This is a genomic window from Dietzia sp. 179-F 9C3 NHS, from assembly GCF_045369825.1.
GTDB lineage: Bacteria > Actinomycetota > Actinomycetes > Mycobacteriales > Mycobacteriaceae > Dietzia.
This window is the reverse complement of sequence record NZ_JBIQES010000003.1, coordinates 168,699-194,856: the sequence shown is the minus strand read 5'-3', so window position 1 is coordinate 194,856 and position 26,158 is coordinate 168,699. Positions and strand designations below refer to the sequence as shown.

General features: G+C 73.0%; 26 protein-coding genes and 1 riboswitch. Of the genes, 10 read left to right on the top strand and 16 right to left on the bottom strand.

Annotated features, from left to right (window positions below; genetic code table 11):
- Positions 1 to 2: 2 nt before the first annotated feature.
- From ACH0BZ_RS05480 to ACH0BZ_RS05450, 7 genes are read right to left on the bottom strand one after another with little or no spacing between them, the layout of a single operon-like run.
- Positions 3 to 1,406 carry a TIGR01777 family oxidoreductase gene (locus ACH0BZ_RS05480; protein WP_406896967.1) on the bottom strand — a complete coding sequence of 468 codons (1,404 nt, stop codon included), beginning with the start codon at positions 1,404 to 1,406 and terminating at the stop codon, positions 3 to 5.
- Complete coding sequence (locus tag ACH0BZ_RS05475) at positions 1,403 to 2,098, bottom strand: lipocalin family protein (protein ID WP_406896966.1); 696 nt, start codon at positions 2,096 to 2,098, stop codon at positions 1,403 to 1,405. Before ACH0BZ_RS05475 ends, ACH0BZ_RS05480 begins: the two co-directional genes overlap by 4 nt.
- Positions 2,095 to 4,233 (bottom strand): MMPL family transporter, encoded by a 2,139-nt coding sequence (locus tag ACH0BZ_RS05470; RefSeq protein ID WP_406896965.1) that lies wholly within the window; start codon positions 4,231 to 4,233, stop codon positions 2,095 to 2,097. The genes ACH0BZ_RS05475 and ACH0BZ_RS05470 overlap by 4 nt, the downstream gene beginning before the upstream one ends.
- The gene (locus ACH0BZ_RS05465) at positions 4,233 to 5,042 is read right to left on the bottom strand and encodes an alpha/beta fold hydrolase (protein WP_406896964.1); all 810 of its coding nucleotides are present in this window, start codon (positions 5,040 to 5,042) and stop codon (positions 4,233 to 4,235) included. The genes ACH0BZ_RS05470 and ACH0BZ_RS05465 overlap by 1 nt, the downstream gene beginning before the upstream one ends.
- A 40-nt stretch (positions 5,043 to 5,082) precedes the next feature.
- Positions 5,083 to 5,781, bottom strand: a complete 699-nt coding sequence (locus ACH0BZ_RS05460) for a histidine phosphatase family protein (RefSeq protein ID WP_406896963.1) — start codon at positions 5,779 to 5,781, stop codon at positions 5,083 to 5,085.
- Positions 5,781 to 7,064, bottom strand: a complete 1,284-nt coding sequence (locus tag ACH0BZ_RS05455) for a phosphotransferase family protein (RefSeq protein ID WP_406896962.1) — start codon at positions 7,062 to 7,064, stop codon at positions 5,781 to 5,783. The genes ACH0BZ_RS05460 and ACH0BZ_RS05455 overlap by 1 nt, the downstream gene beginning before the upstream one ends.
- On the bottom strand, positions 7,061 to 8,344 hold the full coding sequence (locus tag ACH0BZ_RS05450) for an acyl-CoA dehydrogenase family protein (protein ID WP_406896961.1): 1,284 nt from the start codon (positions 8,342 to 8,344) through the stop codon (positions 7,061 to 7,063). The genes ACH0BZ_RS05455 and ACH0BZ_RS05450 overlap by 4 nt, the downstream gene beginning before the upstream one ends.
- Before the next feature lie 125 nt (positions 8,345 to 8,469).
- On the opposite strand from ACH0BZ_RS05450, the gene ACH0BZ_RS05445 reads away from it, so the two are divergent.
- Positions 8,470 to 9,486: a glucosyl-3-phosphoglycerate synthase gene (locus tag ACH0BZ_RS05445; protein ID WP_406896960.1), complete on the top strand. Its 1,017-nt coding sequence runs from the start codon at positions 8,470 to 8,472 to the stop codon at positions 9,484 to 9,486.
- On the opposite strand, the gene ACH0BZ_RS05440 is transcribed toward ACH0BZ_RS05445, so the two are convergent.
- From ACH0BZ_RS05440 to ACH0BZ_RS05430, 3 genes are read right to left on the bottom strand one after another with little or no spacing between them, the layout of a single operon-like run.
- Positions 9,483 to 10,376 (bottom strand): siderophore-interacting protein, encoded by an 894-nt coding sequence (locus tag ACH0BZ_RS05440; RefSeq protein WP_406896959.1) that lies wholly within the window; start codon positions 10,374 to 10,376, stop codon positions 9,483 to 9,485. The two genes, ACH0BZ_RS05445 and ACH0BZ_RS05440, sit on opposite strands and share 4 nt — an antisense overlap.
- Positions 10,369 to 11,466 carry a FecCD family ABC transporter permease gene (locus tag ACH0BZ_RS05435; RefSeq protein ID WP_406896958.1) on the bottom strand — a complete coding sequence of 366 codons (1,098 nt, stop codon included), beginning with the start codon at positions 11,464 to 11,466 and terminating at the stop codon, positions 10,369 to 10,371. Before ACH0BZ_RS05435 ends, ACH0BZ_RS05440 begins: the two co-directional genes overlap by 8 nt.
- A complete protein-coding gene (locus tag ACH0BZ_RS05430; protein ID WP_406896957.1) occupies positions 11,463 to 12,533 on the bottom strand; it encodes a FecCD family ABC transporter permease in 1,071 nt (356 codons plus the stop codon). The genes ACH0BZ_RS05435 and ACH0BZ_RS05430 overlap by 4 nt, the downstream gene beginning before the upstream one ends.
- A gap of 63 nt (positions 12,534 to 12,596) precedes the next feature.
- On the opposite strand from ACH0BZ_RS05430, the gene ACH0BZ_RS05425 reads away from it, so the two are divergent.
- The 5 genes from ACH0BZ_RS05425 (at position 12,597) to ACH0BZ_RS05405 (ending at position 17,128) form a co-directional block, all read left to right on the top strand.
- On the top strand, positions 12,597 to 13,532 hold the full coding sequence (locus ACH0BZ_RS05425; RefSeq protein ID WP_406896956.1) for an ABC transporter substrate-binding protein: 936 nt from the start codon (positions 12,597 to 12,599) through the stop codon (positions 13,530 to 13,532).
- The gene (locus tag ACH0BZ_RS05420; protein ID WP_406896955.1) at positions 13,532 to 14,380 is read left to right on the top strand and encodes an ABC transporter ATP-binding protein; all 849 of its coding nucleotides are present in this window, start codon (positions 13,532 to 13,534) and stop codon (positions 14,378 to 14,380) included. Before ACH0BZ_RS05425 ends, ACH0BZ_RS05420 begins: the two co-directional genes overlap by 1 nt.
- 101 nt (positions 14,381 to 14,481) lie before the next feature.
- Positions 14,482 to 15,177, top strand: a complete 696-nt coding sequence (locus ACH0BZ_RS05415; protein WP_406896954.1) for a PIG-L family deacetylase — start codon at positions 14,482 to 14,484, stop codon at positions 15,175 to 15,177.
- Between the two features lie 50 nt (positions 15,178 to 15,227).
- Positions 15,228 to 15,839 carry a class I SAM-dependent methyltransferase gene (locus tag ACH0BZ_RS05410; RefSeq protein WP_406896953.1) on the top strand — a complete coding sequence of 204 codons (612 nt, stop codon included), beginning with the start codon at positions 15,228 to 15,230 and terminating at the stop codon, positions 15,837 to 15,839.
- On the top strand, positions 15,836 to 17,128 hold the full coding sequence (locus tag ACH0BZ_RS05405) for an MFS transporter (RefSeq protein WP_406896952.1): 1,293 nt from the start codon (positions 15,836 to 15,838) through the stop codon (positions 17,126 to 17,128). Before ACH0BZ_RS05410 ends, ACH0BZ_RS05405 begins: the two co-directional genes overlap by 4 nt.
- Positions 17,129 to 17,236: 108 nt before the next feature.
- Here ACH0BZ_RS05405 and ACH0BZ_RS05400 read toward each other — a convergent pair whose 3' ends face one another.
- A complete protein-coding gene (locus tag ACH0BZ_RS05400; RefSeq protein WP_406896951.1) occupies positions 17,237 to 18,070 on the bottom strand; it encodes a nicotinamide riboside transporter PnuC in 834 nt (277 codons plus the stop codon).
- 100 nt (positions 18,071 to 18,170) lie between these two features.
- Positions 18,171 to 18,362: riboswitch (FMN riboswitch) on the bottom strand.
- Positions 18,363 to 18,411: 49 nt separating this feature from the next.
- Complete coding sequence (locus ACH0BZ_RS05395; protein ID WP_406896950.1) at positions 18,412 to 18,873, bottom strand: Rieske (2Fe-2S) protein; 462 nt, start codon at positions 18,871 to 18,873, stop codon at positions 18,412 to 18,414.
- A gap of 44 nt (positions 18,874 to 18,917) precedes the next feature.
- On the opposite strand from ACH0BZ_RS05395, the gene ACH0BZ_RS05390 reads away from it, so the two are divergent.
- From ACH0BZ_RS05390 to ACH0BZ_RS05380, 3 genes are all read left to right on the top strand, one after another.
- Positions 18,918 to 20,078, top strand: coding sequence for a pyridoxal phosphate-dependent aminotransferase (locus tag ACH0BZ_RS05390; RefSeq protein ID WP_406896949.1), 1,161 nt, complete (start codon positions 18,918 to 18,920; stop codon positions 20,076 to 20,078).
- A gap of 140 nt (positions 20,079 to 20,218) precedes the next feature.
- Complete coding sequence (locus ACH0BZ_RS05385) at positions 20,219 to 20,488, top strand: hypothetical protein (protein WP_406896948.1); 270 nt, start codon at positions 20,219 to 20,221, stop codon at positions 20,486 to 20,488.
- Complete coding sequence (locus ACH0BZ_RS05380; protein ID WP_406896947.1) at positions 20,485 to 20,913, top strand: TA system VapC family ribonuclease toxin; 429 nt, start codon at positions 20,485 to 20,487, stop codon at positions 20,911 to 20,913. Before ACH0BZ_RS05385 ends, ACH0BZ_RS05380 begins: the two co-directional genes overlap by 4 nt.
- A 499-nt stretch (positions 20,914 to 21,412) precedes the next feature.
- Here ACH0BZ_RS05380 and ACH0BZ_RS05375 read toward each other — a convergent pair whose 3' ends face one another.
- The 3 genes from ACH0BZ_RS05375 to ACH0BZ_RS05365 all read right to left on the bottom strand — a co-directional run bounded on the left by ACH0BZ_RS05375 (position 21,413) and on the right by ACH0BZ_RS05365 (position 23,589).
- Positions 21,413 to 22,381 (bottom strand): NADPH:quinone oxidoreductase family protein, encoded by a 969-nt coding sequence (locus ACH0BZ_RS05375; RefSeq protein WP_406896946.1) that lies wholly within the window; start codon positions 22,379 to 22,381, stop codon positions 21,413 to 21,415.
- A 115-nt stretch (positions 22,382 to 22,496) separates the two neighbouring features.
- Complete coding sequence (locus ACH0BZ_RS05370; RefSeq protein WP_406896945.1) at positions 22,497 to 22,907, bottom strand: hypothetical protein; 411 nt, start codon at positions 22,905 to 22,907, stop codon at positions 22,497 to 22,499.
- A 16-nt stretch (positions 22,908 to 22,923) separates the two neighbouring features.
- The gene (locus ACH0BZ_RS05365) at positions 22,924 to 23,589 is read right to left on the bottom strand and encodes an SDR family oxidoreductase (RefSeq protein WP_406896944.1); all 666 of its coding nucleotides are present in this window, start codon (positions 23,587 to 23,589) and stop codon (positions 22,924 to 22,926) included.
- Between the two features lie 214 nt (positions 23,590 to 23,803).
- Between ACH0BZ_RS05365 and ACH0BZ_RS05360 the strand changes: the two genes are divergently transcribed.
- Positions 23,804 to 25,063 (top strand): Ig-like domain-containing protein, encoded by a 1,260-nt coding sequence (locus tag ACH0BZ_RS05360; protein WP_406896943.1) that lies wholly within the window; start codon positions 23,804 to 23,806, stop codon positions 25,061 to 25,063.
- Between the two features lie 56 nt (positions 25,064 to 25,119).
- On the opposite strand, the gene ACH0BZ_RS05355 is transcribed toward ACH0BZ_RS05360, so the two are convergent.
- A complete protein-coding gene (locus tag ACH0BZ_RS05355; protein WP_406896942.1) occupies positions 25,120 to 26,124 on the bottom strand; it encodes a DUF1648 domain-containing protein in 1,005 nt (334 codons plus the stop codon).
- Between the last annotated feature and the right edge of the window lie 34 nt (positions 26,125 to 26,158).

Here is a 26,158-nt window from a genome sequence, read left to right as displayed (position 1 = left end):
CCTCACGCTCCGGCGCCGAGCAATTCGGTGGGGCCGGGCACGGACTGCCTGCCGAGCTCGACGGCGAACGCGCTGCTCAGGTCCAGATGGCGGAACCGGTGCCCGGTGGACACTGCCCACCCGGGCTCGACCCGCTGATCGGCGAGCACGGTCTCGCGTGCGCCGTCCCGGCGGAGCGCCACCCCCGGCGCCCACCCGGGGACCGGCAGCGGTGTGGGTCGCCGCAGCACCGACCCGAGCGCCTCGACGAACTCGTCATTGCGGACCGGACCGGGCGCGACCGCGTTGATCGGGCCCGCCACGTCCGGGTCGACGACCGCGCGAAGGTAGAGGTCCGCGAGATCGTCGAGCGAGATCCACGACATCCACTGCCTCCCCGAACCGATGCGGCCACCCAGTCCGGAGCGCACGACGGCGGCCAGCGGCGGCAGCAACCCGCCCGCTCCGGAGAGCACGAGTCCGGTGCGCATCGAGACCACCCGCGCCCCGGTGTCGCGAGCCGGTGCGCAGGCGTTCTCCCAATCGGTGACGATCCCGGCGAGCACGCCACCGCCCGCATCGGCCTGCTCGTCGAGCGGTTCGTCGCCGCGGTCCGGACCGTAGTAGCCGATCGCCGAGGCGCACACCAGCGTGGTGCGTCCGCCGCGGGCGGCCACCAGCTCCGCCAGGCGACGGGTGGGATCGACCCGGCTGTCGCGGACCCGGGCGACGTGCTCGTCGGTGAACCGCCCGACGACCGGGGCGCCGGCCAGGTGGACGAGCACGTCTACGCTGTCGAGCAGGTCCGGCGAGGGGGCGTCCGGGTCCCACCGACGCTCGTCTACGCCGTCCGCGGTGCCGCGCACCAGCCGCACCACCCGGTGGCCGGCCACCCCGAGCAGAGCGGTGAGCGCCGTGCCGATGAGCCCTGACGCCCCGGTCACCGCCACCGTGAGCGGCACGTCCCCGCCGTGGCCGGCCAGCTCGCGCAGCCGCGCGAGGTCGGCGTCCATGTGGCGGTAGCGGTACGCGAAGACCGGCTCCAGCATCCGAGCCGGCACCCTCGCCCGCACCCGGTCGCCGAGCACCGCGCCGCCGGGGCCGTCGACCACGGTGTGCTCGTGTACCCATCCGGTGAGGGCGGCGTAGGGCTGGGAGACGCAGCGGTCGCGGAACCGCTCGCCCTCCACGAACCCGTCCGGCTCGTGCCGGGCGACCCAGGGGGGACCGAGCGTCGTTCCCAGCGGGCCGGGCAGCGCCGAGCGCGGGGCCAGGACAGCGCGGCCGTCGCGCAACGAGTCCGCTTCCGACACGGGTCGCAGGGGCATGAACGGCGGGGAGAGCCGGCGGAACGCCCCGGGCGAGGCGAGGTACCGCCAGGCCTCGACCGCGTCGGCCCGGACTGCGCAGCTCAACTCGATGCTCATCGCGGCATCAGGCACACCGGGGTCGCGTCGCCGCGTCCGCCGTCCATCGGCACGGTGAGGAAGGCGCATGGCCACCAGCCGCGCTGCTCGACCACACGGTGCACGGTCGACCACTGCTCGGCGGTGAGGGCCGGCGTCCGGCTCAGGACGAAGCCCGACGAGCGGGTCGGGTCCCCCACCACGGCCAGCGAGTAGTCCTCGGCGAGGTAGGTGATCCGGTAGTTGACGGGACCGTTCGGATTCTGGAAAGGGACGCCGGGGAAGTTCACCCGGAGCGAGGCGTTGGTCGCCGTGTCCCGGATCGTCGCCTCCCCCTCGATCACGGAGTCGGTGCTGATCGCCGACCCGCACGCGTTGCGCACCGAGATCGTGGTGGGCGAGGTGAGGGCGTACTCCGCGGTGGTGCCGTGGGTGCACTGCAGCGTGTACGGCTGCGGAATCGCGGCGACCTGGTACCACTTTCCGGCGTAGCGAGCGGGGTCGAGGGTGTCCACCTGAGTGAGCTCGGGGCCACCGACCGAACCGATCGCGACGCCCTCGGGCAGGAGCTGGGAGGAGCCGCCGCCGAGGCGCCCGCCGTCGGTGAGGTCCTGGCCGCCGGCGGCCGGCGCCGAGGCGAGCCCGGCGATCAGGGGTGCCGCGGCGAGCACGGTGACGAGGGAGCGGACGGTGGTCCGGCGAGATGCGGTCATGCGGTGGTCTCCTCGGGATTATCGTTCCGGTGGATTCCGGGTCGGGGGCCGGTGTCGAGAGCGTGGCCGAGCCGCGCGGGCCACCATGCCCTGTCCCCGACGAGGGTGAACAGCGCCGGCACGACGAGCGTGCGGACGACGAAGGTGTCGAGCAGAACGCCCAGGGCGACGATCACGCCCACCTGGGTGAGCACGATGAGCGGCAGTACGCCCAGCACCACGAACACCGAGGCCAGCACGATGCCGGCCGAGGTGATGACGCCGCCGGTGAGCGCCACGGCGCGGAGCATCGCCTCGCGCGTGTGGTGCGTGGCCGCCTCCTCGCGGGCGCGGATGGTGAGGAAGATCGAGTAGTCCACGCCCAGCGCCACGAGGAACAGGAAACTGAACAGAGGCACCGAGACGTCCAGTCCCGGGAAGTCGAGGATCCGGGTGGTGACGAACGTGCCCATGCCGAGCGCCGCGAGCGAGGACAGGATCGTTGCGAGCAGGACGAGCACCGGGGCCACGAGCGCGCGGAGCACCACGATGAGGACGACGAACACCACGAGCAGGATCAACGGGACGATGAGCCGGAGGTCGTGGAGGTTGCCCTCGGTGGTGTCGACGACCTCGGCCACCGAGCCGCCCACTTTGGCTTCTGCCCCGGGGACCTCGCGGACGGCCTCGCGCAGGGAGGTGACGCTCTCCTCGGAGCGGTCCGTGGCGGGGGCGGCGTCGAGGGTCACGCTGACGCGCGACCAGCCGGTGTCGGACTCGCCCGCGGGCCGGGCCCGGACCACGCCCTCGACGCCGCGGACGGCCTCGAGGACCGGGCCCTCGGTGCCGGTGCGCGTGAGCACGGTGACGGGGTCGGTGACGCCGGCCGGGAAATGCCGGGCGGCGGTCTCCAGGCCGGTGGCGGACTCGGACGCGGTGCGGAACTGCTCGGTCTGGCTCAGGCCCACGCGGGTACCGAGCAGGCCGAACGCCAGCACCACGAGCAGCAGGACGCACGAGACGAGCACGCGGACGGGGCGCTCGGCGACGGCGCGGGCGATGCGGCCCCACACCCCGGGCACGTCCTCCGCGTCCGTGCTCGCGTCCGTGGCCCTGCTCTCGCCGGGGCGCGGGACGAACGGCCAGAACAGGCCGCGTCCGCACACGGCGAGCGCGGCGGGCAGGGCCACGAGTGCGTAGACCAGCGCCACGAGCAGCCCCACCGCGGCGGACAGGCCGAGGGAGCGGTAGTTGGGCAGCGCCGCGAGCAGGAGTGTGAGCAGCGCCAGCACCACGGTGATGTTGCTGGACAGGATGGCGGGCAGGGCGCCGCGGTAGGCGTCGCGTAGGGCCTGCCGACGGTCCGGTGTCCGGCGGAGCTCCTCGCGGTACCGGGAGACGAGCAGCAGGGCGTAATTGGTGCCGGCGCCAAACACGAGGACGGAGACGATGCCGGAGGTCGACGCGTCGACGGTGACGTCGAGGAGCTCACCGGCGCGCTCGACGAGCAGCGCGGCCACCCGGTCGGCGAGCGCCACCACGAGCAGCGGTACCAACCAGAGGACCGGCGAGCGGTAGGTGATGACGAGCAGGATCGCCACGACGGCGGCCGTGGCGGCGAGCAGGCGGACGTCGGCCCCCTCGAAGGCGGCGGCGGTGTCGGCGGCGAAGGCGGGACCGCCGGTGAGCTGCGTCATCATGCCCGGACCGAGGCCTTCGGAGGCGACGGCGCGCATGTCCTTGACGAGGTCGCGACCCTCCTCGCGGGAGAGGACCGCGGAGTCCACGGGCACCAGCACGAGCGCGGCGGCGCCGTCCTCGGACGGGATCGGCCCCTGGGGCGCCGAGCCCACGACCCCGGCTATCCGGCCCCCGGCGGCGGCCGCCGCGGCGAGACCGTCGGGTCCCAACGCTCCGCCGTCCTCCCGGGTCACCACGAGCACGGCCGGGACCGTGCCCGAGTCGGGGAACTCCTGTTGGAGGCGAGAGACCTCGGCGGCCTCCGAGGTGTCCGGGAGAGTCGACGGGGCGTCCGAGGAGCCCTCCGACGAGTTCAGGCCCATGACGGCCCCGGTGAAGAGCAGCACGACCAGCAGGGTGAGCCAGGCCGAGACCTTCCCCGTGAGGATGCGGACAGGTCCGGAGGGCCTGGACATCAGGTGTTGTGCTCCTCGAGGAAGGGCAGGAGGAGGGCGTTGACCTCCTCGGGCGCCTCCATGGTGGCCGAGTGCCCGGCGCCGGGGATCTCGTGGAGGCGCGCGGACGGGATGAGGTCGATGATGCGGCGTGCTTTCTCGGGCGGGGTGGCCGCATCCTCGGCGCCCACCATGACCAGGGTCGGAGCGATGATCCGCCCGGCCTCGACCTCGCACGGGTCACGGTCGGCCACGGATTCGATCGCCTTGACAAGGCCGGCGCGGTCGGTGCGCTCGAGCATCGTCATCCACTCGTCGACCCACGGCGCCTCGAGGTTGCGCTGCGCGAGCATGATCGGGGCGACCCGCGAACGCAGCGGCTTGATGCCGGCCACACGGTACACCTTGGCGAGGGTCTTGTACTTACTGCGGTTGGCGGGTTCCTCGGCGGTGGCCGCGGTGTCGAGCAGGGCGAGCGTGTGGACGCTCTCGGGGTTGCGGGCCGCCAGGCGCATGCCCACGAAGCCGCCCATGGACAGACCCACGTAGTTGACAACCGGGATCTGCAGGTGGCGCAGCAGTTCGGCCACGTCCACGGTGAGCGTGTCCATGTCGTACCCCCCGAGCGCGCGCGGGGACTCGCCCTGGCCGCGGAAGTCGATGGTCACGCAGCGGAAGCGCTCACGGAGCGCGGCGATCTGGTGCTGGAACATCCAGCCGGAGAACAGCAGACCGTGTGCGAAGAGCACGACAGGGGCGTCCTCGCGGCCCGCGGGGGCGCCCGTGTCGGTGTAGGCGATCGTGGTGTGTCCGCGCTGGAAGGTGGGCATGTCACCACAGTAGGACACCGGAGCCGGTCGGCAACCGTCTTCAACGCAGCGTGACGAGCCGACTGCGGTCCCCGGGCCCGGCGGCCCGCTCCAGGTGCTGGTGCTCGTTGACGGCGATGCACGTCATCCCGCCACGCCCCACGACGACGCGGGCGATGCCGGTGTTGACGGTGACGCGCTGCAGTCGGGTCCACACCCCCACCACGCCCTCGGGGTCGGCGAGCAGGCCCGCCACGGCGAGGGAGACGGTCCCGGCCGAGCTCACCACGACGGTGGTCCGGCCGCTGCCCGAGCGCTCGGCGGCCGCCGCCAGCGCGGCGTCGGCGTCCGTCCGGTAGTCGGCGAAGGCCTGCAGCCCCGCCCAGTGGCCGAGGGCGGCGTCGAGCTGGCTCTGGAAGGCCCGCTTGGCCGTTTCGGAGGAGCCGGCGGTGTCGAGCGTCCCGGCGTCCGAGGCGAGCCCGGCCTCGCGGGCAGCGTCGAGAACCGCGTCCGCGTCGTACTCCGCCCACCGGGGGTCCACCTCGACGGGGCAGTCCCAGCCGGCTCCGGCGAGCAGCCCCTCCGCGGTCTCGCGCTGGCGGCGCATACCGCCGTGGATCACCACGTCGGGACGGAGGCCGCGCGCGGCCATGTCCTCGCCGGCCAGCCGGGCCTGCTCGTGCCCCAGCTCGGAGAGCCGGTCGTAGTCGCCGGTACCGAAGGAGGCCTGCCCGTGGCGGACCAGGTGGATGGCTCCCATCAGCCCCGCCTCCCCTTGCGGACGAGTCGGGCCACCCCGGTACGCACGTCGTGGACCGCGCCGGTGACGAGCGGCGCCCAGATCCGCGAGGCCTCGAGCGTCCGCGGGAGCACGTCGCGCGGGCCGAGGTTCCGCGGCTCGAACGACGCCGACCCGGTCCGGATGAGCCGCAGACAGCGCTGCTCGAGGAGCACCACCGCGGGCCGGAAGGCGCGGAAGGCGGGGTTGGTGGTCTGGCCGTGGTAGAGCCGATGGTTGATCTGCTGGGCGATCACGGCGAGCCGGAACAGGCCGAAGACCTCGTAGAAGCGCCACTGCTCGGCGGTGATCTCGATCCCGGCACGACGGGCGTAGCGCTGGACCACCTGGCCGCGGGTGAGCATGCCCGGGGCGTGGGTGGGCTGGCGGCGGAACGCCTTGAACAGCGGGCTGTCGCCGTCCTCCACCCAGTAGGCCAGAGCGCTGCCGAGGTCCATGAGCGGGTCGCCGACCGTGGCCATCTCCCAGTCCAGGACCCCGACGATCCGCGTGGGGTCGTCCGGGTCCAGGACGAGGTTATCGAGCCGGTAGTCGTTGTGGATGAGCCGGCGGGCCACGTCCTCCGGCTGGTTCGCGTCGAGCCACCTCATCACCGGCGCGAAGTCGGGCACGTCAGGGGTGCGGGCGCGGCGGTAGCGGGCCGACCATCCCTCGACCTGGCGGCGCACGTAGCCCTCTCCCCGGTCCAGCTCGCCGAGCCCGGCGGCCTCCACGTCCACGGAGTGCAGCTCGGCGAGCACGTCGACGGCCCGCTCGCACATCCGGCGCGTGGCCACCACGTCCATCCGCAGCTGGCGCGGGATCTCTTTGCGCAGGATCGTGCCCTCGAGCCGCTCCATCACGTAGAAGTCCGAGCCGATCACCGCGGGGTCGTCGCAGTAGCCGACCATCCGCGGCACGAGCGGGAACACCGGCCGCAGCGCCGACTGGACGCGGTACTCGCGCCGCATGTCGTGGGCGCTCTTGGCCTTGGTCCCCCCGGGCGGGCGGCGCAGCACGAGGTCCACGCCCGGATAGCGCAGGAGGTACGTGAGGTTGGAGGCCCCGCCGGAGAACTGGCGGACCTCGGGCAGGACCGGCTCGTCGTCGGTCCCCAGGTCCACCCCGGCCAGCACCGTGGGGTCCTCGGGCGCGACGCGGCGCAGCCAGGCGGCCACGGCGGCCACGTCGAACGCGTCCTCCGCGCGAACCCCGCGCGCGCCGGGCACCCGGTCAGAGGGGGCGGTACGGCGCTCGGTGCTCATCGGGCGGCCTCCGTGGTCCCGGCGGCGCGGGCCGCGTCGCGGTAGGGGGCGAGCATCGCTCGGGCGACCACGCCGAGGTGGACCTCGTCGGGGCCGTCGGCCAGCCGCAGGGAACGCGCGGTGGCGTAGGCGCCGGCGAGCGGGAAGTCGTCGCTCATCCCGCCGCCGCCGTGGAGCTGGATGGCCATGTCCACGACCTGCTGGGCCATGCGCGGGGCGGCCACCTTGATGGCGCTCACCTCGACGGGCGCCGCGCCCTCCGTGTCCAGCTTCCACGCGGCGTGCAGGACGAGCAGGCGGGCCTGGTCGATCGCGATGCGGGCCTCGGCGAGCCGCTCCCGGTTGCCGCCGAGGTTGACGATGGGTTTGCTGAAGGCCACGCGGGACGACGCGCGCGAGCAGGCGAGGTCGAGCGCCATCTCTGCCAGCCCGATGAGCCGCATGCAGTGGTGGACGCGGCCGGGGCCCAGTCGGCCCTGGGCGATCTCGGCGGCGCGGCCGGGGCCGGCGATGATGTTGCCGACCGGTACGCGGACCCCCTCGAGGGTCACTTCCCCGTGGCCGAGCGGCTCGTCGTAGACGCCCTGGGCGGTGAGCATCCTGTCGACGGTCACGCCGGGCGCGTCCATCGGCACGAGCACCATGGAGTGGCGCTGGTGGCGGTGCGCGTCGGGATCGGTGACGCCCATGAAGATGCCCACCCGGCAGTCCGGGTGACCGACGCCGGTGGACCACCACTTGCGGCCGTCCAGTACCACCTCGTCGCCCTCGATCCGCGCGGTGGCGGCCATGGTCGAGGCGTCGGAGGAGGCCACGGCGGGTTCGGTCATGAGGAACGCGCTGCGGATGCGGCCGTCGAGCAGCGGGTCCAGCCACTCGTCCTTCTGCTCCTGTGAGCCGTACTTGAGCAGGACCTCCATGTTCCCGGTGTCCGGGGCGTTGCAGTTGAAGACCAGCGGAGCGAGGAAGGACCGGCCGGTCTCCTCGGCGACGGGCGCGTAGTCGAGGTTGCTCAGGCCGGTGCCGCCGCGGGTGCCGTACCGCTCGGCATAAGGACCCTCGTGCCCGGCGGGCAGGAAGAGGTTCCACAGGCCCTGCTCGCGGGCCCTGCGCTGGAGCTCGGTGACCCGGGGGTCGACGGCCCACGAGTCCTCACCCGCCAGTCGGCGGCGGGCGATGTCGGCGTGGATCTCGGGCTCGACCGGGGCGATCTCGGTGGCGATGAACTCGCGGACTGCGGCGGTGATCTCGGCGGCCCGGGGGGACGGGGAAAAATCCATGGCCCCATGCTGGCACAGGGTGGTGCGACGCGACGCGGACTGCTCACCATCTGCGACCACCTCCCACCGAGGGCAACGGCGACGCCGCCGGCCCCCGCCCCGGCCGTTCTGGCAGGATCGCGGGCGTGAACCCACATGCCGCCGGCCCACTCGCGGACCGCTTCGACCGGGTCCGCGAGTGGGCCGCGCGGCGCTCGTACCGCGCAGGCGACTTCCGGGCTGCCGATCTGGTCAAGGCCAAAGCAGGTCGGCGGATCTCTGTGGTGCTGCCCGCCCGCGACGAGGAAGCGACGGTCGGAACGATCGTGGCCGCACTGCGCACCGAGCTGATGGAGCGGGTCGCGCTGATCGACCAGCTCGTCGTCGTTGACTCCCACAGCACCGACGCCACGGCCGCCGTGGCGCGTGCGGCCGGCGCCCACGTGGTGGCCCAGGGCGCGGTGCTCCCCGGCTACGGCGACGTGCCCGGCAAGGGCGAGGCGTTGTGGAAATCTCTCGCCGCCACCGACGGCGACCTGCTGGCCTTTCTCGACGCCGATCTACGCGATTTCGACCCCTCCTACGCCGTGGGACTGCTGGGCCCGCTGCTCACCGAGCCGGGCGTGGTGTTCTGCAAGGGCGCCTACGACCGTCCCCTGGACGACGGCCGCACCGTCCTGCCCGCCGGCGGCGGCCGGGTCACAGAGCTCGTGGCCCGCCCTCTGCTCGCAGCCCACTGGCCGGAGCTCGGGGGCTTCGTGCAGCCGCTCGCCGGCGAGTACGCCGGGACCCGCGAGGTCCTGGAATCCATCCCCTTCGCCGGCGCGTACGGCGTCGACCTGGGGATCCTCATCGACCTCTACGAATGTTACGAACTCGACGCGCTCGCTCAGGTCGACCTGGGCGTGCGGAGGCACCGCAATTCGCCCGACGCGGCGCTGGCGGTGATGGCCGTGCACCAACACCTCGCGGTCCGGGAGCGGCTACTCCGGCATGGGCGGATCGCGTCCGCCGAACCGGTCCGTGCTCGCCTCACGCTGCACCGGCGCGACGCCGCGGACGGGGTCGCGAGCGGCGGGTTCACCGCCGAGACCGTCGAGGTCAGTCCGATCGAACGCCCGCCGATGCGCGAGGTGCGCTCAGGGCTGAACAGGTCCCTCTAGAGGGACCCGCCGAGGCGCCAATAGCCGGTGAACTGGACGCGGTCGGGTTCCTGTCCGCGGTCAAGCAGATGTCGACGTACCGCCGCGACCATGCCTGCTTCGCCTGCCACCCACGCGAAGCCGCAGGGAACGGCTGCTACGGCCAGCGCCTCGATCGTCTCCACAGCCGAACCGGGCGCCGCCGTGACCATCCGGACCCGCACGCGGTCGGAATCGGCGAGGGGGACCGCGGGCAGGACGGAGCGCGGCAGCGCTGCCGGGTCCGGGACCGCGGCCAGCACGTCCAGCGCCAGGGTCGGCGGCCGCTCCTCGATCAGCCGGGCCAACGCGGGCAGGGCGGTGGCGTCCCCCACCGCGAGCATGCGCTCCACTGCGGGGAGCTCCCGGCTGACCCGCGGGCTGACGACCGTCAGCTCATCGCCCGGCCGGACCGTCTCGAGCCAGCGCACGCCCGCGCCCTCGGCGTGGCGCACCAGGTCCACGACGAGCGCGCCGTCTCGCACGGTCCGGACGGTGTACTCACGCACCAGGGCCGCGCCGCCCGGCGGGTTGACCAGCCCGCCGCCCGGCGTGGGAACGGGGAGCGTGACCTCGCCCGTCGCCGGATCGGGCAGGCAGAAGACCACCACGTCGTCGAAGAACGGGCTGCACACGGCGGGCACGAGCTCGGGGCTGCCGACCGGGCCGGTGGGGGTTGTGGTGCCGGGGGTGGCGAACCTCCCGAGCTCGTCGCCGACGAGCGTGACTCGCACCAGCCCGGGCGCGACCTCGTCGACCGCCCGCACGCGGACCCGGCGCAGTGCGGTCGGCTGCCAGCTCTCCGCGCGATGGGGGTTGCGTGGCCGCCGGGCAGCAGGCGCGGACGCGGGCGGGGCCGACCGCTCAACCATGCCGCCCCTCCCGCCACAACAGGCCCAGGAAGAACGCCCCGCCGAGCACCACGGTCACCACGCCCACCGGTAGCGGCTGGGCGAACGCGTGCTGAGCCACCAGGTCCGACGCCAAGAGCAGCAACCCGCCGAGCAGCGCCGCGGGCAGGACCCGGTCGCCGCGGGTGAGCAGCCGCGAAACGTGGGGTGCGACCAGGGCGACAAAGGAGACCGGCCCGGCCGTGGCCACCGCCGCGCCGGCGAGCGCGGTGGCGGCCCCCAGAAGGAGCAACCGGGCGCGGCGGACGGGGACGCCGAGCGCCACCGCGACGTCGTCGCCGAGCGCGAACGCCCGCATGCTCCGCGCCTGCGTGGAGATCACCACCGCGGCCGCGAGCAGCACCCAGGCCAGCGGCCACAGCTCGGACCAGCCGCGCCCCTGTAGTGAGCCCGTGAGCCAGACCTGAGCGGTCACGGCGCTGGCCACGAACCCCCTGGAGAGCAGGTGCGCGACGTACGCCATCGCCAGTGCACCGAGCGCCACCCCGAGCAGGACGAGGCGCGCGCCGCCGAGCCCGCGCCACCACGTGAGGAGGAGGATGAACCCGGCGGTGAGCGCCGCCCCGACGAGTGCGCCCGCGGCGACCTGGGCGATCCCGCCGCCCAACACGAGGATCACGGTGGCCCCGCCCGCCGAGGCGCCCTGGGTGATGCCGATGATGTCCGGGCTGGCGAGGGGGTTGCGGGTGAGCGCGCAGAACAGGGCGCCCGAGGCCGCCAACGCTGCCCCGACGGCCACCGCCACCAGCGCACGGGGCAGTCGACGTTCGTGGATGAAGAACCGGGTGGTGCGGTCGGGCGCGTCGCCGACGAGGGTCGCCGCGACGTCGGGGACCGAGATCCTGAACTCGCCGATGACCAGGGAGACGACGACGAGGAGGACGGTCAGCACGGCCAGGATCGCCGTGACGAGGCCGGTCCGTTCGTGCACGCGCACGGTGAAGCCACCCGCGGACAGCAGGCGTTCCCCGGTCGGCAGGCCGGCGGCGGAGGCGCCGCCCGGGCCGGCGGTCGGGGGCGCCTGGGGGGCGTCAGGGGCTCCGGCGGTCACGCTGATCCCACCTTCCGTCCGGTGGCGAGGTACGCGATGAGCAGCGGAGCGCCGATGAACGCCATCACCACTCCCGCCGGGGTCTCCGAACCTCCGCCGATCACACGGCCGATCACATCGGCCGCCAACAGCAGCGCCGGTGCCACCACCATCGACATCGGCACCACCCGGATCAGGCTCGCGCCGACCATTCCGCGCACGAGATGCGGGACCACGAGTCCCACGAAGCTGATCGGCCCGGCCAATGCGGTCGCGGTGCCCGCCAGCAGCGCCACGGACACCAGAGACCAGACGCGCACCCGGCCGGGGCGCACGCCCAGGGAGATCGCCGAATCGTCGCCCAGTGCGAGGGCGTCGAGCCCGCGCAGGAGGAGCAGGGCGATCACCGCGCCGACCACGACGATCGGGACGACGCCGGTGACCTCGTCGATCGAGCGGGCGGTGAGCGAGCCGACCTGCCAGAAGCTGTACGCCTGCAGCACGGCCTCGTCGAGGACGACGAAGGCCTGGCTCAGACCGGAGAGCACGGCCGCAAGTGCCACACCGGCGAGGGTCAGGCGGACGGGGGAGGAGGCCGCCAGGGCCGAGGCGCTGAGCAGCAGGATGATCGCGGACGCCACGCCCGCACCGACAAGAGCGAACCACACCGTTGCGGCCAGACCGAGCCCACCGGTGATCGTCGCGCCGGCGACCACACCCAGAGCGGCGCCGGCGTTGACTCCGAGGATCCCCGGGTCGGCGATCGGGTTGCGGGTGACGGTCTGCATGAGCGCGCCGGACGCGCCGAGCGCCGCCCCGCACACCAGCCCGAGCACGGTCCGGTTGGCCCGCAGTTCGCCGACGATCCCCACCACGCTCTGCGTGCCCTGGCCGAGTAGCGCGCCCACCACCTCGATGGGCGGGATCGGACGCGCGCCGATCCCGAGGCTCGCCACCACCGCGGCGGCCAGGGCGAGCAGGGCGACGATCAACCCGGGGACCAGCCCGGCCCCGCGGCGGGATGGTCGTGTGTCCTGCGCTTCCGGGCGCTCGGCGATGTCGGGGGCTGTGTGAGGTCGTGGGGCCACGGTGGAACTCTAGAGCAGGGAGATTGTTAGGTTATCCTTGCCTATGTGGTTTGATCTGTACCCATGACCAGAATCTTCAGCCGGCGCCGGTCGGTGCCCGCCCTGATCGCCGTGACGATCGCCTCCGCCCTGACCCTGTCCGCGTGCTCGGGCGGTGGTGACTCCGGGGAGGCCTCCTCGGACAACGCCTACACCGTCACGCACGCGATGGGCGACACCGTGATCGAGGGGGCGCCGGAGCGGGTCGTCGTCCTCGACTCCCCGCACCTCGACGCCCTCGTCGCGCTCGGTCACACACCCGTCGGCATCACCGAGTCCGGCGCCGGCACCGGCGCACCGCCGTACCTCGGTGACGTGGACGCCGAGATCGTGGGCCTGACCTCCGAGCCCGACATCGACGCGATAGCCGCCCTGGCCCCCGACCTCATCATCGGCGCCAAGGTCCGCCACGAGGCCATCTACGACGAGCTCTCGGGCATCGCCCCGACCGTGTTCTCCGAGAACTCCGGCACAGACTGGCAGGAGCAGGCGCGGATCACCGCCGCCGCCCTCGGCGAGGGCGAGGAGATGGAGGAGCTGATCGACGACCTCGACACCCGCATCGCCGAGGTCGGCGAGCAGGTGGGCGCCGAGGGCACCAGCATGTCGATCGTGCGGTTCCGCCCGGACAATTTCCGCCTCTACGGCCCGGGGACGTTCTCCGGGTCGATCCTGTCGCAGATGGGCTTCGACCTGGGCCAGCGCGAGTGGAACGAGTACTCGATGGCCGAGCTGTCCCCAGAGCTGTACGAGCAGATCGCCGGAGACGTCGTGTTCTTCACCAACCCAGGCGGCGACCCCACCGCCACCACCATGGCCACCGTGACCGGTCTGTGGGGGGACCTGCCCGCGGTGAAGGCCGGGAAGGCCTACAAGGTCGAGGACGAGACCTGGATGGTCGGCATCGGCGTGCTGGGCGCCGACGAGATCCTCGACGATGTCCGGGAGATCCTGGGCTGATGCGCCTCACCCCCCTCGACCGTGATGCCCGCGCCGGTGCCCAGCTCGAGCATGGACGCCGCCGCGGGCTCACGGTGGAGGGGGCGCGGCTCGCATACGAACGCCGGGTCGTGGCCGCCGATCTCGACCTGGAACTACCAGAGGACGCGTTCACGGTGATCGTGGGCCCCAACGCCTGCGGCAAATCCACCTTGCTCAAGGCGCTGGCCCGCGTGGTCGTCCCCGGCGAGGGACGGATCCTTCTCGACGGCCGGGACCTCCACCGGATGCGCACCAAGGGGATCGCCCGCCGGATCGGGCTCTTGCCACAGGGCGCGGTCACCCCGGAGGGAATCCGTGTCGATGACCTGGTGGCCCGGGGCCGGCATCCGCACCATAGCCCACTACGCCAGTGGAGCCGCGCCGACGACACCGCGGTGGTAGACGCGATGACCTCCACAGGGGTGACGGAGCTCGCACCGAGGTTCGTCGACGAACTCTCCGGCGGCCAGCGTCAGCGCGTGTGGATCGCCATGCTGCTCGCCCAGGAAACGCCCATCCTCCTGCTGGACGAGCCCACCACCTACCTCGACATCGCGCACCAGTACGATGTGCTGGACCTGCTCCGCGATCAGCACGAGGCCGGACGCGCGGTGATCGCCGTCCTCCACGACCTCAACCAGGCCGCCCGCTACGCCACGCACCTGGTCGTGATGAAGGACGGCCGCATCGTGGCCACCGGCGCTCCCGCCGACGTCCTCACCGCCGAGTTGGTGCACCAGGTCTTCGGGCTGCCGTGCCTGATCGCGGCCGACCCGGTGACGGGCACGCCCACCGTGGTTCCGCTCGATCCGCGCCGCCCGGGTTGATCGCCGGGTCGGAACCTGGTTCGGTCCACGTCCTCCCGGATCCCACCCGGGCCACCCCCGGTCATTGACGCGTCACGCCGCTTCCGGATACCCTCTGGGGTATGAGGGACGAGCGGACGCGATCCGGCGAAACGGGGGACGGCCTGCCCTCCTGGGACACAGCACTAGTCGTGGTGGCCCACCCCGACGACGAGTCGTTCGGCCTCGGTGCCATCCTCTCGACCCTCGTCGCCCGCGGGACCGCCGTGGACGTACTGTGCCTCACCCGCGGCGAAGCGTCCACCCTTCACGGCGTGGACGGCGACCTGTCCGAGATCCGCTCCCACGAGCTCCGCGCCGCCGCCGACGCCCTCGGCGCGCGCGACGTGAACCTTCGGAGCCTGCCCGACGGCGGCCTCGCCGGGGTCGCGGAGGAGGTGCTCGACGGCGAGGTCGACCGGGCCGTGGCCGCGAGCGGTGCCGACGGGATCGTCACGCTCGACTCCACCGGGATCAGCGGCCACCCCGACCACATCGCGGCCACCGCCGCCGCGGTCCGCGTGGCCGACCGCCACGACCTGGGCGTGCTGGCCTGGACCGTCCCCGAGGAGCTCTGCGCTACCCTCGCCGACGAGGGCCACGTCGGGTTCGTGGGCCGCCCCGTCGCCGAGATCGACCTCACCCTGCGCGTCGACCGCACCGCCCAGCGCGCGGCCGTGGACTGCCACCCGAGCCAAGCCGTGCCCGGCAGCGTGCTGTGGCGCAGACTGGAACTCCAGGGCGACACCGAACACCTCGTCTGGCTCCGCCGCCCCTGACTCGCGCACTCGCTTGTCCCGCCGGCCCGAACGATCCGAAAGGACCTCCCGTGGACGCCTCCGACTGGAACGCCCGGTACCTCGCCCAGCCCGACGCCTGGGGCACCACGCCCGCCGCGCGGATCGTCGCCGAGGTGACCAACGCCGAGGACCACGGACTCGCCGTGGGCACCGCGATCGACCTCGCCTGCGGCGACGGTCGCCACGCCCGCTGGCTGGCCGCGCACGGCTGGGACGTCACCGCGGTGGACTTCTCCGAGGTGGCGATCGAACAGGCCCGCGCCAAGGACAGCGACGAGGGACGCAGCGGCCACGTCGACTGGGTGGTGGGCGACGCCACGACCTGGTCCCCGGCCGAGCAGGTCGACCTCGTCGTCATCGGCTTCCTCCACCTGGATCCGGACGCCCTGACGCGGGTCATCAGCGAGGCGGGCCGCTGGCTCAGGCCCGGCGGTCACCTCGTGTACCTGGGCCACGCGCCCGAGAACCTCGCGCGCGGCGTCGGCGGCCCGCAGGACCCCACCGTCCTGCCGACCGTGGCCGACCTGGCCCGCGGTGCCGCGGACCTCGAGGTGGTCTCGCTGCGCCACGACCTGCGCCCCGCCGGACAGGCCACCGCCGTGGACGTCCTGCTGCACGCCCGGAACTGGGAACGGCGATGAGCACCGCCGTCACCTCTACTCGTGAGGAGCCGCTCCAACGCCGGATCCTCGCGGTCCTGGTCCTGGGTCAACTCCTCGCCGGCGCGGGCCTGGCCGCCGGCGTCACCGTGGGCGCACTCCTCGCCGAGGACATGCTCGGCGGCTCGGCGCTCTCCGGCCTGCCGGCCGCCCTGTTCACGGGCGGCTCGGCGCTGGCCGCCGTGCTCGTGGGCAAGCTCTCCCAGGCCCGCGGTCGCCGCCCCGGACTGGCCGCCGGCTTTACGTTCGGAGCCCTCGGCGCGGTGGGGATCGTGGTGGCCACCGCGATCGGCTCACTCCCCCTGCTGTTCCTCTCGTTTGTGATCTACGGTTCCGGCACCGCCACCAACCTGCAGGCCCGCTACGCCGGCGCCGACCTCGCCTCGCCCGCCCACCGCGCGCGGGCACTGTCCTACGTCCTGCTCGGCACCACCGCCGGCGCCGTCGCCGGCCCCAACCTCGTAGGCCCTACGGGGGTCGTAGCCGAGGGCATGGGGCTCGCCCCGCTGGCCGGACCGTTCCTCCTCGCGGCGCTCGCGTACGGGTCGGCGGCACTCGTCATCTCCCTGCTGCTGCGCCCTGACCCGCTGATCGAGGCGCGCCGCCGGGCGGCCGCCGACAAGTCCGCGACGGCCCCCTCGTCGTCGCCGAGCATCCCTTCCTCGCCCTCCTCCCTCTCCTCCCCGGAGGCGCCGCTCCCCGTGCCCGGCCGCATCTGGACCGGCGAGGTGATCACCGGCGTCGTGGTGATGGCGCTGACCCAGTTCGTCATGGTGGGCCTGATGACCATGACCCCGGTCCACATGCGCGCGCACGACCACGCCGTGACCGTGGTGGGGCTCGTGATCTCGCTGCACGTGGCCGCAATGTTCCTGCCCGCCCCGCTGTCCGGGTGGCTCGTGGACAAGTACGGCACCCGCACGGTGTCGATCTCCGCCGGGATCGTCCTGCTCGTCTCCGGCGTGATAGCCGCCGTGTCACCGCCCGAGAACACGCTGTTCATCACCATCGCGCTCATCCTGCTGGGCGTGGGCTGGAGCCTGGGGCTCGTGGCCGGCACCACCGTGCTCGCCTCCGCGGTACCGATAGCGGTGCGCGCCTCCGTCCAGGGGCAGGCGGACGTCGCCGTGGCCCTGGCCGGCGCCGTGGGCGGGCTGCTCTCCGGACTGGTGTTCGCGTGGATCGACTTCCGCGGGCTCGGCTTCTGGCTGGCCGCGCTCTCGCTGATCGTGGTGGCCGCCGTGCGGCCGCGCCGCGCGCGTGAGCTGTAGCGCCAGGCCAGTTGAGACTGGGCCAACCGGATTGCTCCCGCTTCCTTGCTCCCGCTTCCAACAGCGATGATCGTGTCCAACACCGGTCATGGACGCTGTTGCTCGCGATCATCGCTGTTTGGCCGGGGCCGGGGCAGCGACGGCGGCGGCCGGGGCCGGGGCAGCCGGGGCAGGGGCAGCCGGGGCAGCGGCGGCCGGGACCGGCGCAGGGGCAGCGGCGGCGGCAGCGGCGGCCGGGGCAGCGGCGCCTGCCCGCTCGCGCAGGTCGGCCCGCCACCACACGACGAAGCCCCAGATGACGAACGCCCCGTACACCAGGTACAGCGCCGCGGACGGGTAGTACCCGGCCCGGAGGAGTAGCGGCACGCCGACGATGTCCACGGCGATCCACAGCAGCCAGAACTCGGTCCAGCCGCGGGCCATGCCGTACGTGGCGAGCACGGAACCGGTGAAGATCCACGCGTCCGCCCACGGGCCCCACGAGCCGAGCTGCGCGAACACCCACCCGAACACCGCGGTGCCGACGAGCATCCCCATGACCAGCCCGGCCCGCTGCCGGCCGGTCGCCCAGTGCGGGCGCACCGCCGGCGCCTCGGTGGGGACGACGCCCGCCGGGGGCGCGGCCGCACGATTCGCGGCCGCGTTCTCCCGCCTGTCACGGGACCACCGCCACCAGCCGTACGCACCCACGGCGAGGAACATGACCTGGCGGCCGGCCTGGCCGTAGAGGTCCACATCCTGCGGGGTGTGGAACACGCCGCCGAGGAAGACGGTGAGCAGCAGCAGGTTGCCGACGATACCGACCGGCCACGCCCACACGACGCGACGCATGCCGCCGATCGCGGCCGCCAGGCCGAAGACGTTGCCGACGATCTCGCGCCACAGGATGGGCACCCCGCCGATCAACAGTTGCGCGTCGAGAAACTGGGTGAGAAGGCTCATCGTGCGCCCCTTTCACGGGCTGTACACAGACGGGCCCAGGGCTACGATGCAGCGCCCCCGGATAACCCTCGGACGAGGCCGACGGTGCGCCCGGGCGACGCGGCGTTCTCTTCCCTCCGGACTGTGACCGTCGGCCCCGGGATCACACCGGGTCTGCTGACCCCCGCGTGTCCGGCCCGATCGGCCTCTGCCGATTCGGGCCCCCGCGCGGAGCGCTCGCGGGCTCGTCGCCGGTCACGGGACCGGTGACATCACCGCCGGTGGGGAGTTTCACCCCGCCCTGAGAACGTGTTCTCATTTGTACTCCTACCTGCGCACGGTCGCAACCCGCCCGCCCGGGATCAGCCGAGCGTGAGCTGCCCGCCCGACTCGCTGACCGGCACCACGTCCAGCGGCCGCGGCGCGGGGGCCGAGGTGTTCTCGCCGGTGGCGCCGTCGAACTCGGCACCGTGGAGCGGGCAGCGCAGGTGCAGGTCCTGGACCACCTGGACGATTCCGCCCTGGTGGGTGCACCGCGCGGAGTACGCGACGAACTCGCCCTCGGTGGGCTGGGCCACGATCACGAACTCGCCACCCGCCTTGACCGACTTCGCCGTGCCCACGGGGATGTCGGCGGCGGGGATGGTGGTCTGCGGCACCGAGGTGGTGGCCTGCTCGGTGGACACCGGCTGCGCGGGCTGGGTGATCCCGCACGCGGAGAGCACGCCCGGCAGGAGCACGACGCCGGGGACGGCGGCGAGGAACGCGCGACGCTGCGGGCACGCTCCGGGGGCGGACGGGGTGACGGCGGGGCGGTCGGTCATGCGCCCATCGTATCGGGCGCCGCCGATCCGCCTAGGCTGCCCGCATGACAGTCCGACGCCTCCTCCCCCACGCCTCGACGATCTTCTCCGAGGTCTCCCAGCTCGCCACACGGCACGGCGCCGTCAACCTGGGGCAGGGGTTTCCGGACACCGACGGCCCGCCCGCCATGCTCGAGGCCGCCGCCCGCGCGATGCGGGAGGGGCACAACCAGTACCCGCCCGGGCAGGGCATGCCGGAGCTGCGCCTCGCCGTCGCCGATCACGTCGCCCACCACACCGGCCTGGTCCACGACCCGGACACCGAGGTGCTGGTCACCGTGGGCGCGACCGAGGCCATCGCCGGCGCGGTGGTGGGGTTGGTGGAGCCCGACGACGAGGTGGTCGTCATCGAGCCCTATTACGACTCGTACGCGGCCACCGTCGCGATGGCCGGGGCCACCCGTCGCTCCGCACGGCTCGTCCGCGACGGCACCTCCTTCCGCCTGGACGTGGACTCACTGCGGGCCGCCTTCTCCCCGCGGACACGCGCCGTCCTCGTCAACACCCCCCACAACCCCACCGGCGCGGTGCTGCCGCGCGAGGACCTCGAGGCCGTGGCCGCGCTGTGCCACGAGTTCGACGCGATCGCGATCAGCGACGAGGTGTACGAGCACCTGACCTTCGACGGCCACGAGCACGTCTCCATCGCCACCCTGCCGGGCATGCGCCAGCGGACCGTGCGGATCTCGAGCGCCGCCAAGATGCTCAACTGCACCGGCTGGAAGATCGGTTGGATGACCGGCCCGGAGACGCTCGTGTCCGGCGCGCGGGCCGCCAAGCAGTACATGAGCTACGCCGCCGGAACGCCGCTGCAGCTGGGTGTGGCGCACGCGCTGCGCCACGAGGCCGCGTGGATCGAGCAGTTACGTGCCACGATGCAGGCCCAGCGGGACCAGCTCGTGGGGATCCTCTCGGGCGTGGGGCTCGACCTCGCCGTCACCCACGGCACCTACTTTCTCGCCGCCGACCCACGCCCGCTCGGGGTGACCGACGCGGCCGCCTGGTGCCGGGAGCTTCCCGCCGAGGTGGGCGTGGCGGCGGTGCCGTTCACCGGGTTCGTGGACGACTTCGCCGGCGACTTCGCCCACCTCGCGCGGTTCGCGTTCTGCAAGAGCCCCGCGGTTCTCGATGAGGCCGGGCGGCGGCTGCAGGCGCTCACGGGCTGAGCTGCCGGGCAGCGGGGAGGCGGCGGGCTGCGCGCGACCCCGACCTGCGGTGCCCTGGATGCCCCATCCTGGGCATCGCAGGTCAGACCCCTGATTCAGTGGCACACCAGGGCTGCATCACTGATGCTAGTGTCCAGGACATGCGCACCACGGTTCGGCTGGATCCCGAGGTGCTCGCCGCAGCCCAGCAGCTCTGCCGCGAGCACCACATCGGTCTCGGCGAGGCGGTCAACCGGCTGGCGAAGGCCGGACTCGCCGCTGCCGACAGGCCCCGTCGCACCCCCTTCACGCAACGAACCGCCGACCTCGGCCTGAAGATCGACGTGACCGACATCGGCGAGGTGCTGGAGCTTCTCGACCAGTACGACGCGGAAGACAGGACGGCCGGGGACGCCGAGGCCGCCGGATGATCGTCGACGCGAACGTTCTGCTCTACGCCGTCGACGAGAGCGCGCACCATCACGACGTCGCGCGCGACTGGCTGACCGCCGCGATGAACGGGGACGAGCGGGTCGGGCTGCCCTGGGCGTCGATACTGGCGTTCCAACGGATCTCGACCAACCCGAGGGTCTCCGCGTCACCCCGATCGACGTCCGAGGCGTGGAGGTTCATCACCGACTGGCTCGACGCCGACCAGACCTGGATCCCGGAACCGGGCACTCGGCACCGCGCCATTCTCGAACGCCTCCTGGTCGACGGCGATCTCCGCGGCAACCTCGTCACCGACGCCCACCTCGCGGCACTCGCCATCGAACACGGCACCGCCGTCTGCTCCTTCGACACCGACTTCGCCGGATTCGACGGCCTGCGGTGGTACCGCCCGCACCACCGCTAGGCCTCGGACCTGCGGTGCCCTAGAAGCCCGGTCTTGGGCGCCCCGGCCCCGCACGCTCCCCCTGACCGACGCATCCGGCACAGCCGCGCGCATCTGCCGCAGGTGTGGGCCGCCTGCGCGACGACTGACTTGCTGGACCTCGACGTGATGCGGATGCCGGAGGGAGCGTTCTAGCGTCCGCGAGTGTCAGCGGCTGCGCCAGGTTCCGGCGGTTCCGCTCACGAGCCCGACGCCCGTCGCTTCTCGCCCGTCGCCCGAGACCCGAGGCCAGTCGCCCGAGGCCCGAGGCCCGAGGCCCGAGACCCGAGACCCGATCTGTGGCAACTGCTATAGCAGATGCCGCCGTTGCCCGTCCTCGCCACCCTTCGTGTACATCTGCCACGGCGCGCGCCGTGGCGAGTGTGCACTAACGGTGGCGGGGCCGGCAGAGGCAAAGACAAAGGCAGGGGCAGGTGGTGGCAGAAGCATGCGGGCAGGCCGCCGGTTGCGGGGGCCGGCGTCAGCGCCCGTGGGTGAGCACGATCTTGCCCACCGCCCCGCGGCCGTCCATGAGCTGCAGCGCCTCGGCCGCCCGCTCGAGCGGGAACTCGGCGCCGACGAGCGGGTCGAGCTTTCCGGCGGCGAGCAGCGGCTCGACCTCGGCCCACTGCTTCTGCAGGTAGCCGGGGTTGCTCATCCAGTATTCGCCCCAGCCCACGCCCACGGCGCTCTTGTTGCCGAGGAGCAGGCGGTTGACCTTGACGGTGGGGATCTCGCCGGCGGTGAACCCGATGACGAGGATCCGCCCCTCCTGGCCGAGGGCGCGGAGGGAGTCGGTGAAGCGGTCGCCGCCCACAGGGTCGACGACGAGGTCGACGCCACGGCCGTCGGTGAGCTCCTTGGCGGTGTCCTTGAACCCCTCGGGGGAGATCGCGTCGGAGGCCCCGGCCCGCAGTGCCAGCTCCCGCTTCTCCTCGGTGGAGGCCACGGCGATGACGCGGTTGCCGTGCGCCGCCGCGAACTGGGTGGCCGCGATGCCGATGCCGCCGCCGGCGCCGTGGACGAGCACGGTCTCGCCGGGCTGCATCCGGCCGCGGTGGGCCAGGGCGAAGTGGACGGTGAGGACGTTCATCGGCACCGAGGCGCCCTGGACGAAGCTCAGGGAGTCCGGCAGCGGGAAGACGCACGACGGGTCGGCCGCCACGACCTCGGCAAAGCCGCCCAGCCCGGGGAAGGCGCACACGCGGTCACCGGCGGCGAAGCCCGACCCCGCGGGCGCCGACCGCACGACGCCCGCGACCTCGGAGCCGGGAACGAACGGCATCGGCGGCGAGATCTGGTACTTCCCGCGGCTCTGGAGGACCTCGGGGAAGGTCACCCCGGAGGCGTGGACGTCGATGACGACGGCATCACCGCCCTCCGGCTCGGGGATGTCGACGACCTCGATCGCCTCGGGGCCGTCATGGCTGGAGATATGGATGGCGCGCATGGACCCCATTCTGCCCATCAGGCACCGCGTCGTGCCGGTTCCCGGTCGACGAGTCTCCCGGGCGGACCGCTGCCGGCTGGCCGAGAGGATGTCGCTCCGCGGCGCGGCCCCACGCTCACCCGCCTCGGCGGCCATCGCGGACCAGCAGGATCAGCCCCGCCGCCACGACGACCTGCCCGACCTGCAGCGCACCGGGCATGAGCGCGAGCTCCCACCCGGTCGCGCGGGGCGTCGCGAGCGCCGCCACACACAGCGCGAGGAGCGTCACGGTGAGGATCTGCCCCCAGGCGAGCAGGCGGCGGGCCGTCGTCGTCACCACCCCTCGGACCAGAAGGGTCGCGGCCACCGCCGCGGCGAGCAGACACACCGGGACCCCGATGAGCGCGGGGAACAGGTAGAGCACCTCGAACAGCGGGGAGCCGCCGACGCCCACGACCCCGGTGGCCAGGAGTTGCGGGGCGGTCCACAACGCGATGAGCAGGGCACAGGCGGCGGTGATCCAGGAGCACGTCACCAGAACCCTCACGGGCACCGACGCTACGTCACTCGCGGGTCAGTGCCTCCCCGATCGGCGTATCGCCGTCGGTGAACTCGATGGTGCGGCCAACCGTGTCCGGGCGACGCAGGACGGCGGCGATGACGGCGGCCACCTCGTCGCGGCTCGTGGCGCGATCCTCCCGCATGTCCTCGCCGACCCCGATCGTGTCGCGGCCGGGCTCGTCGGTGAGCTTGCCGGGTCCGAGGATGGTCCAGTGGAGCTTCGTGCCGCGCAGGTACTCGTCGGCGGCGGCCTTGGCTTCGGCGTAGGGGAAGAAAGAGGAGTCCTCGGGGACGCCGTGGTCGGGCCCGGCGCCCTGGTAGGAGACCATGGCGAAGCGCTCCACGCCCTCCTCCGCGCACGCGTCCATCGTGCGGATCGCGGCGTCCCGGTCCACGGCGTAGGTGCGGTCCGGGTTGCCGCCGCCGGCGCCCGCCGACCACACGACGGCGCCGGAGCCGCGCACCACCTTCTCGGCGAGCCCCTCCGCGTCGAGCTCCTCGACGTCGGCGACCACCGGGTGCGCACCGGCCTCCCGGACGTCGTCGGCGTGGTCGGGATTCCGGATGATCGAGTACACGTCGGTGCCGTGATCGCTGAGGATCCTGGCGACGCGGAGGGCGACCTTGCCGTGGCCACCGATGATCGTGACGGGACGCTCGAGGTTCATGCCCTCCGTTGTACTCCCCTCCGCCCCACACCGCCGCCTCCGCTGAGATTCTGGTCACAATCGCGGCCGTTCCCGGTGTTCCGCGATCACAACTCGGACACGAGACCCTGAGTGAGCCATGTCGAGTTAGCCGCGTGTCGGACCCCACGGGCATGATAAACGGCGACTCCGGTTCTCACCGGTTCGCCCCCGTTCGCCTTTTTCGGAGCTCTGCATGTCCCTGTCCAGGTCCCGCGTCGCCCCACGCACCGGGTTCCCGGCCCTCGCCCTGGTGGCGGTGATCGGGGCGATCCTCCTCGCCCTCACCGGCTGCACGATCCCCGTGCCCTCGGGCTCGGCCGGCGAGACCACCCCCACCGAGACCGAGGAGGCGCCCGCCCCGGCGTCGTTGACGGTCACCCCGAAGGACAAGGCCACCGGCGTAGCAGTGGTCGACGGCGTTACCGCCGAGGTGGCGAACGGCCGCATCACCAAGGCGGTCCTCACCAACGACGCGGGCAAGGTCATCGAGGGCGAGATGGCGCGCGACGGCTCCTCCTGGAAGCCCGCCGTCCCGCTCGGTTACGGGCGCACCTACACGCTCGACGTGACCTACCAGGGCGCCGAGGGCGGGCCGAAGACCGACAAGCGGTCCTTCACCATGGCCAACCCGACGAGCATCGTCACCCCGAGCCTCGTCTCCTCCGGCGGTGGCGCGCTGGAGTCGGACCGCGAGTACGGGGTCGGGATCATCGTGGCCGCCAAGTTCGACCAGCCGGTGGCAGACCGCGACGCAGTCGAGGAGCACATGCACGTCACCACCGAGCCGGCCGTCGAGGGCAACTGGTTCTGGCTCAACGACTACACCGCGCACTGGCGCCCCAAGGATTTCTACGCCACCGGCACCGAGGTGAACGTGGAGCTGGACACCAACGGCCGCGACCTCGGCGGGGGCCAGTGGGGCGGCGAGAACGCCGAGGCGCACTTCACCATCGGTCAGCGCCGCGTCGCGATCGCCGACGACGCCACCAAGACGGTCACGGTCTTCCACGACCAGAAGCCCGTCATGACCATGCCCACCTCGATGGGCAAGGGCGGCTACGCCACCTACAACGGCGTGAGCATGCACTTCTGGACCCAGCGGGGCACCTACACGGTCCTCGACAAGGCCAGCTCGGTGGTCATGGACTCCTCGACCTACGGCTTCCCCATCGAGAGCGGCGGCTACAAGACCACGGTCGCGCACGGCGTCCGCATCTCCAACGACGGCATCTACTTCCACGCCCTCTCCGAGTCGATGTGGGCGCAGGGCAACACCAACGTCTCGCACGGCTGCCTCAACCTGTCCCCCGCCAACGCGCAGTGGTACTTCGACCAGGCCGTCGCCGGCGACGTCGTGGAGGTGCGCGGCACCGGCGGCCCCGAACTCGAGGTGTGGCAGAACGGCGACTGGTCCGTGCCGTGGAGTACCTGGCAGAAGGGCTCGGCGGACTGACAACCGCGCGGACCTGAAACCACCGGCGCCGTCAAGGATGCTCTGTCGTGAGGGACTCAGCGACCGGGGCCCGCGGCATCCGCGGCCGCGTTGAGCACGCCCGCCACCCGCTCGGCCGCTGCCGGCCCGCCCGCCCCGGCTGCCGGCACCCCGAGGCGCACGGACCGGCCCGAGCCCGTCGCGACCAGGACACCCGGCCCCCGGCCCGTCGCGAGCAGCACCGAACCCCGGCCGGTGAGGCGATAGCCAACGCCGCCGTGGGCCCACGGGTCGATCGTGGTGACGCTCGCGGCGGCGAGCTCCCGGGCGTCGACTCGGAGGAGTTCCATGCCCGCCTGCCGCACGCTCAGTCCGTCAGGACCGACGTGGACCACGAACGGCAACACCACGACGAGCGCGGGCAGCAGCACGAACGCCATCGCCACGCCGAGGCCGGGCAGGAGCACCAGCGTGACCGCGACGGTGCCCACGAGGAGCGCGAGGATGCCATAGCGCCATGACGGCCCCAGCGCGAGGCGGTACTCCAGCTCGACGAGCGGGGCACGCGGCAGCGCGGGGTCGGGACGCTCCGGGGCCGGGACACGCGGCCGCCCGTCCACGAGCATCGCCGCGCCGACGAGCCCCACCACGAGCCCGACCGCCGCGCCGAGCGCGGCCTCCCAGTCGGTGACCGGCGGCTCCGGATCGCCGGCCAGCGCCCGCCACACCGGGGCCAGCAGGAGCGCCCCGACCATGCCGAGGACCGGCGCGCCCACCGCCAGCAGGATCCGCCGCAGAAATCGGTCCACCCGGGCGAACGCCGCGAGCATCGTCATCGGCAGGACCGTGACCAGGACGATGGCCGCCGGCAACCCGATCGCCTCCCCTCGGGGCGCCCACGCGTCGGCCTCACCGGATGGACCCCAGTGCGAGGGGAACGGGTCCGGGAGCTCACCCCACCGCGTGGCGAGCCACGCGACGACCGCGGCCACGGCCACCAGCGGCAGGACGACGCCGACGAGCGCGCCCGCAGGATCGAGGCGACGGCCGGTGCCCGAGAGGAATGGCTCCGGTGACGTCATGGCCCCGACCCTATCCGGGTCCCCACGCGAGGCC

Bases quoted from the DNA above. Each gene is read 5' to 3' on its own strand.
- ACH0BZ_RS05365 (WP_406896944.1), bottom strand. From the start codon at position 23,589: ATGAACCTCGAGCGTCCCGTCACGATCATCGGTGGCCACGGCAAGGTC.
- ACH0BZ_RS05470 (WP_406896965.1), bottom strand. From the start codon at position 4,233: ATGTCCAGGCCCTCCGGACCTGTCCGCATCCTCACGGGGAAGGTCTCG.
- ACH0BZ_RS05380 (WP_406896947.1), top strand. From the start codon at position 20,485: ATGATCGTCGACGCGAACGTTCTGCTCTACGCCGTCGACGAGAGCGCG.
- ACH0BZ_RS05415 (WP_406896954.1), top strand. From the start codon at position 14,482: ATGAGGGACGAGCGGACGCGATCCGGCGAAACGGGGGACGGCCTGCCC.
- ACH0BZ_RS05375 (WP_406896946.1), bottom strand. From the start codon at position 22,381: ATGCGCGCCATCCATATCTCCAGCCATGACGGCCCCGAGGCGATCGAG.
- ACH0BZ_RS05390 (WP_406896949.1), top strand. From the start codon at position 18,918: ATGACAGTCCGACGCCTCCTCCCCCACGCCTCGACGATCTTCTCCGAG.
- ACH0BZ_RS05425 (WP_406896956.1), top strand. From the start codon at position 12,597: ATGACCAGAATCTTCAGCCGGCGCCGGTCGGTGCCCGCCCTGATCGCC.
- ACH0BZ_RS05440 (WP_406896959.1), bottom strand. From the start codon at position 10,376: ATGGTTGAGCGGTCGGCCCCGCCCGCGTCCGCGCCTGCTGCCCGGCGG.
- ACH0BZ_RS05355 (WP_406896942.1), bottom strand. From the start codon at position 26,124: ATGACGTCACCGGAGCCATTCCTCTCGGGCACCGGCCGTCGCCTCGAT.
- ACH0BZ_RS05450 (WP_406896961.1), bottom strand. From the start codon at position 8,344: ATGGATTTTTCCCCGTCCCCCCGGGCCGCCGAGATCACCGCCGCAGTC.
- ACH0BZ_RS05475 (WP_406896966.1), bottom strand. From the start codon at position 2,098: ATGACCGCATCTCGCCGGACCACCGTCCGCTCCCTCGTCACCGTGCTC.
- ACH0BZ_RS05395 (WP_406896950.1), bottom strand. From the start codon at position 18,873: ATGACCGACCGCCCCGCCGTCACCCCGTCCGCCCCCGGAGCGTGCCCG.
- ACH0BZ_RS05480 (WP_406896967.1), bottom strand. From the start codon at position 1,406: ATGAGCATCGAGTTGAGCTGCGCAGTCCGGGCCGACGCGGTCGAGGCC.
- ACH0BZ_RS05465 (WP_406896964.1), bottom strand. From the start codon at position 5,042: ATGCCCACCTTCCAGCGCGGACACACCACGATCGCCTACACCGACACG.
- ACH0BZ_RS05385 (WP_406896948.1), top strand. From the start codon at position 20,219: ATGCGCACCACGGTTCGGCTGGATCCCGAGGTGCTCGCCGCAGCCCAG.
- ACH0BZ_RS05460 (WP_406896963.1), bottom strand. From the start codon at position 5,781: ATGGGAGCCATCCACCTGGTCCGCCACGGGCAGGCCTCCTTCGGTACC.
- ACH0BZ_RS05420 (WP_406896955.1), top strand. From the start codon at position 13,532: ATGCGCCTCACCCCCCTCGACCGTGATGCCCGCGCCGGTGCCCAGCTC.
- ACH0BZ_RS05400 (WP_406896951.1), bottom strand. From the start codon at position 18,070: ATGAGCCTTCTCACCCAGTTTCTCGACGCGCAACTGTTGATCGGCGGG.
- ACH0BZ_RS05360 (WP_406896943.1), top strand. From the start codon at position 23,804: ATGTCCCTGTCCAGGTCCCGCGTCGCCCCACGCACCGGGTTCCCGGCC.
- ACH0BZ_RS05405 (WP_406896952.1), top strand. From the start codon at position 15,836: ATGAGCACCGCCGTCACCTCTACTCGTGAGGAGCCGCTCCAACGCCGG.
- ACH0BZ_RS05455 (WP_406896962.1), bottom strand. From the start codon at position 7,064: ATGAGCACCGAGCGCCGTACCGCCCCCTCTGACCGGGTGCCCGGCGCG.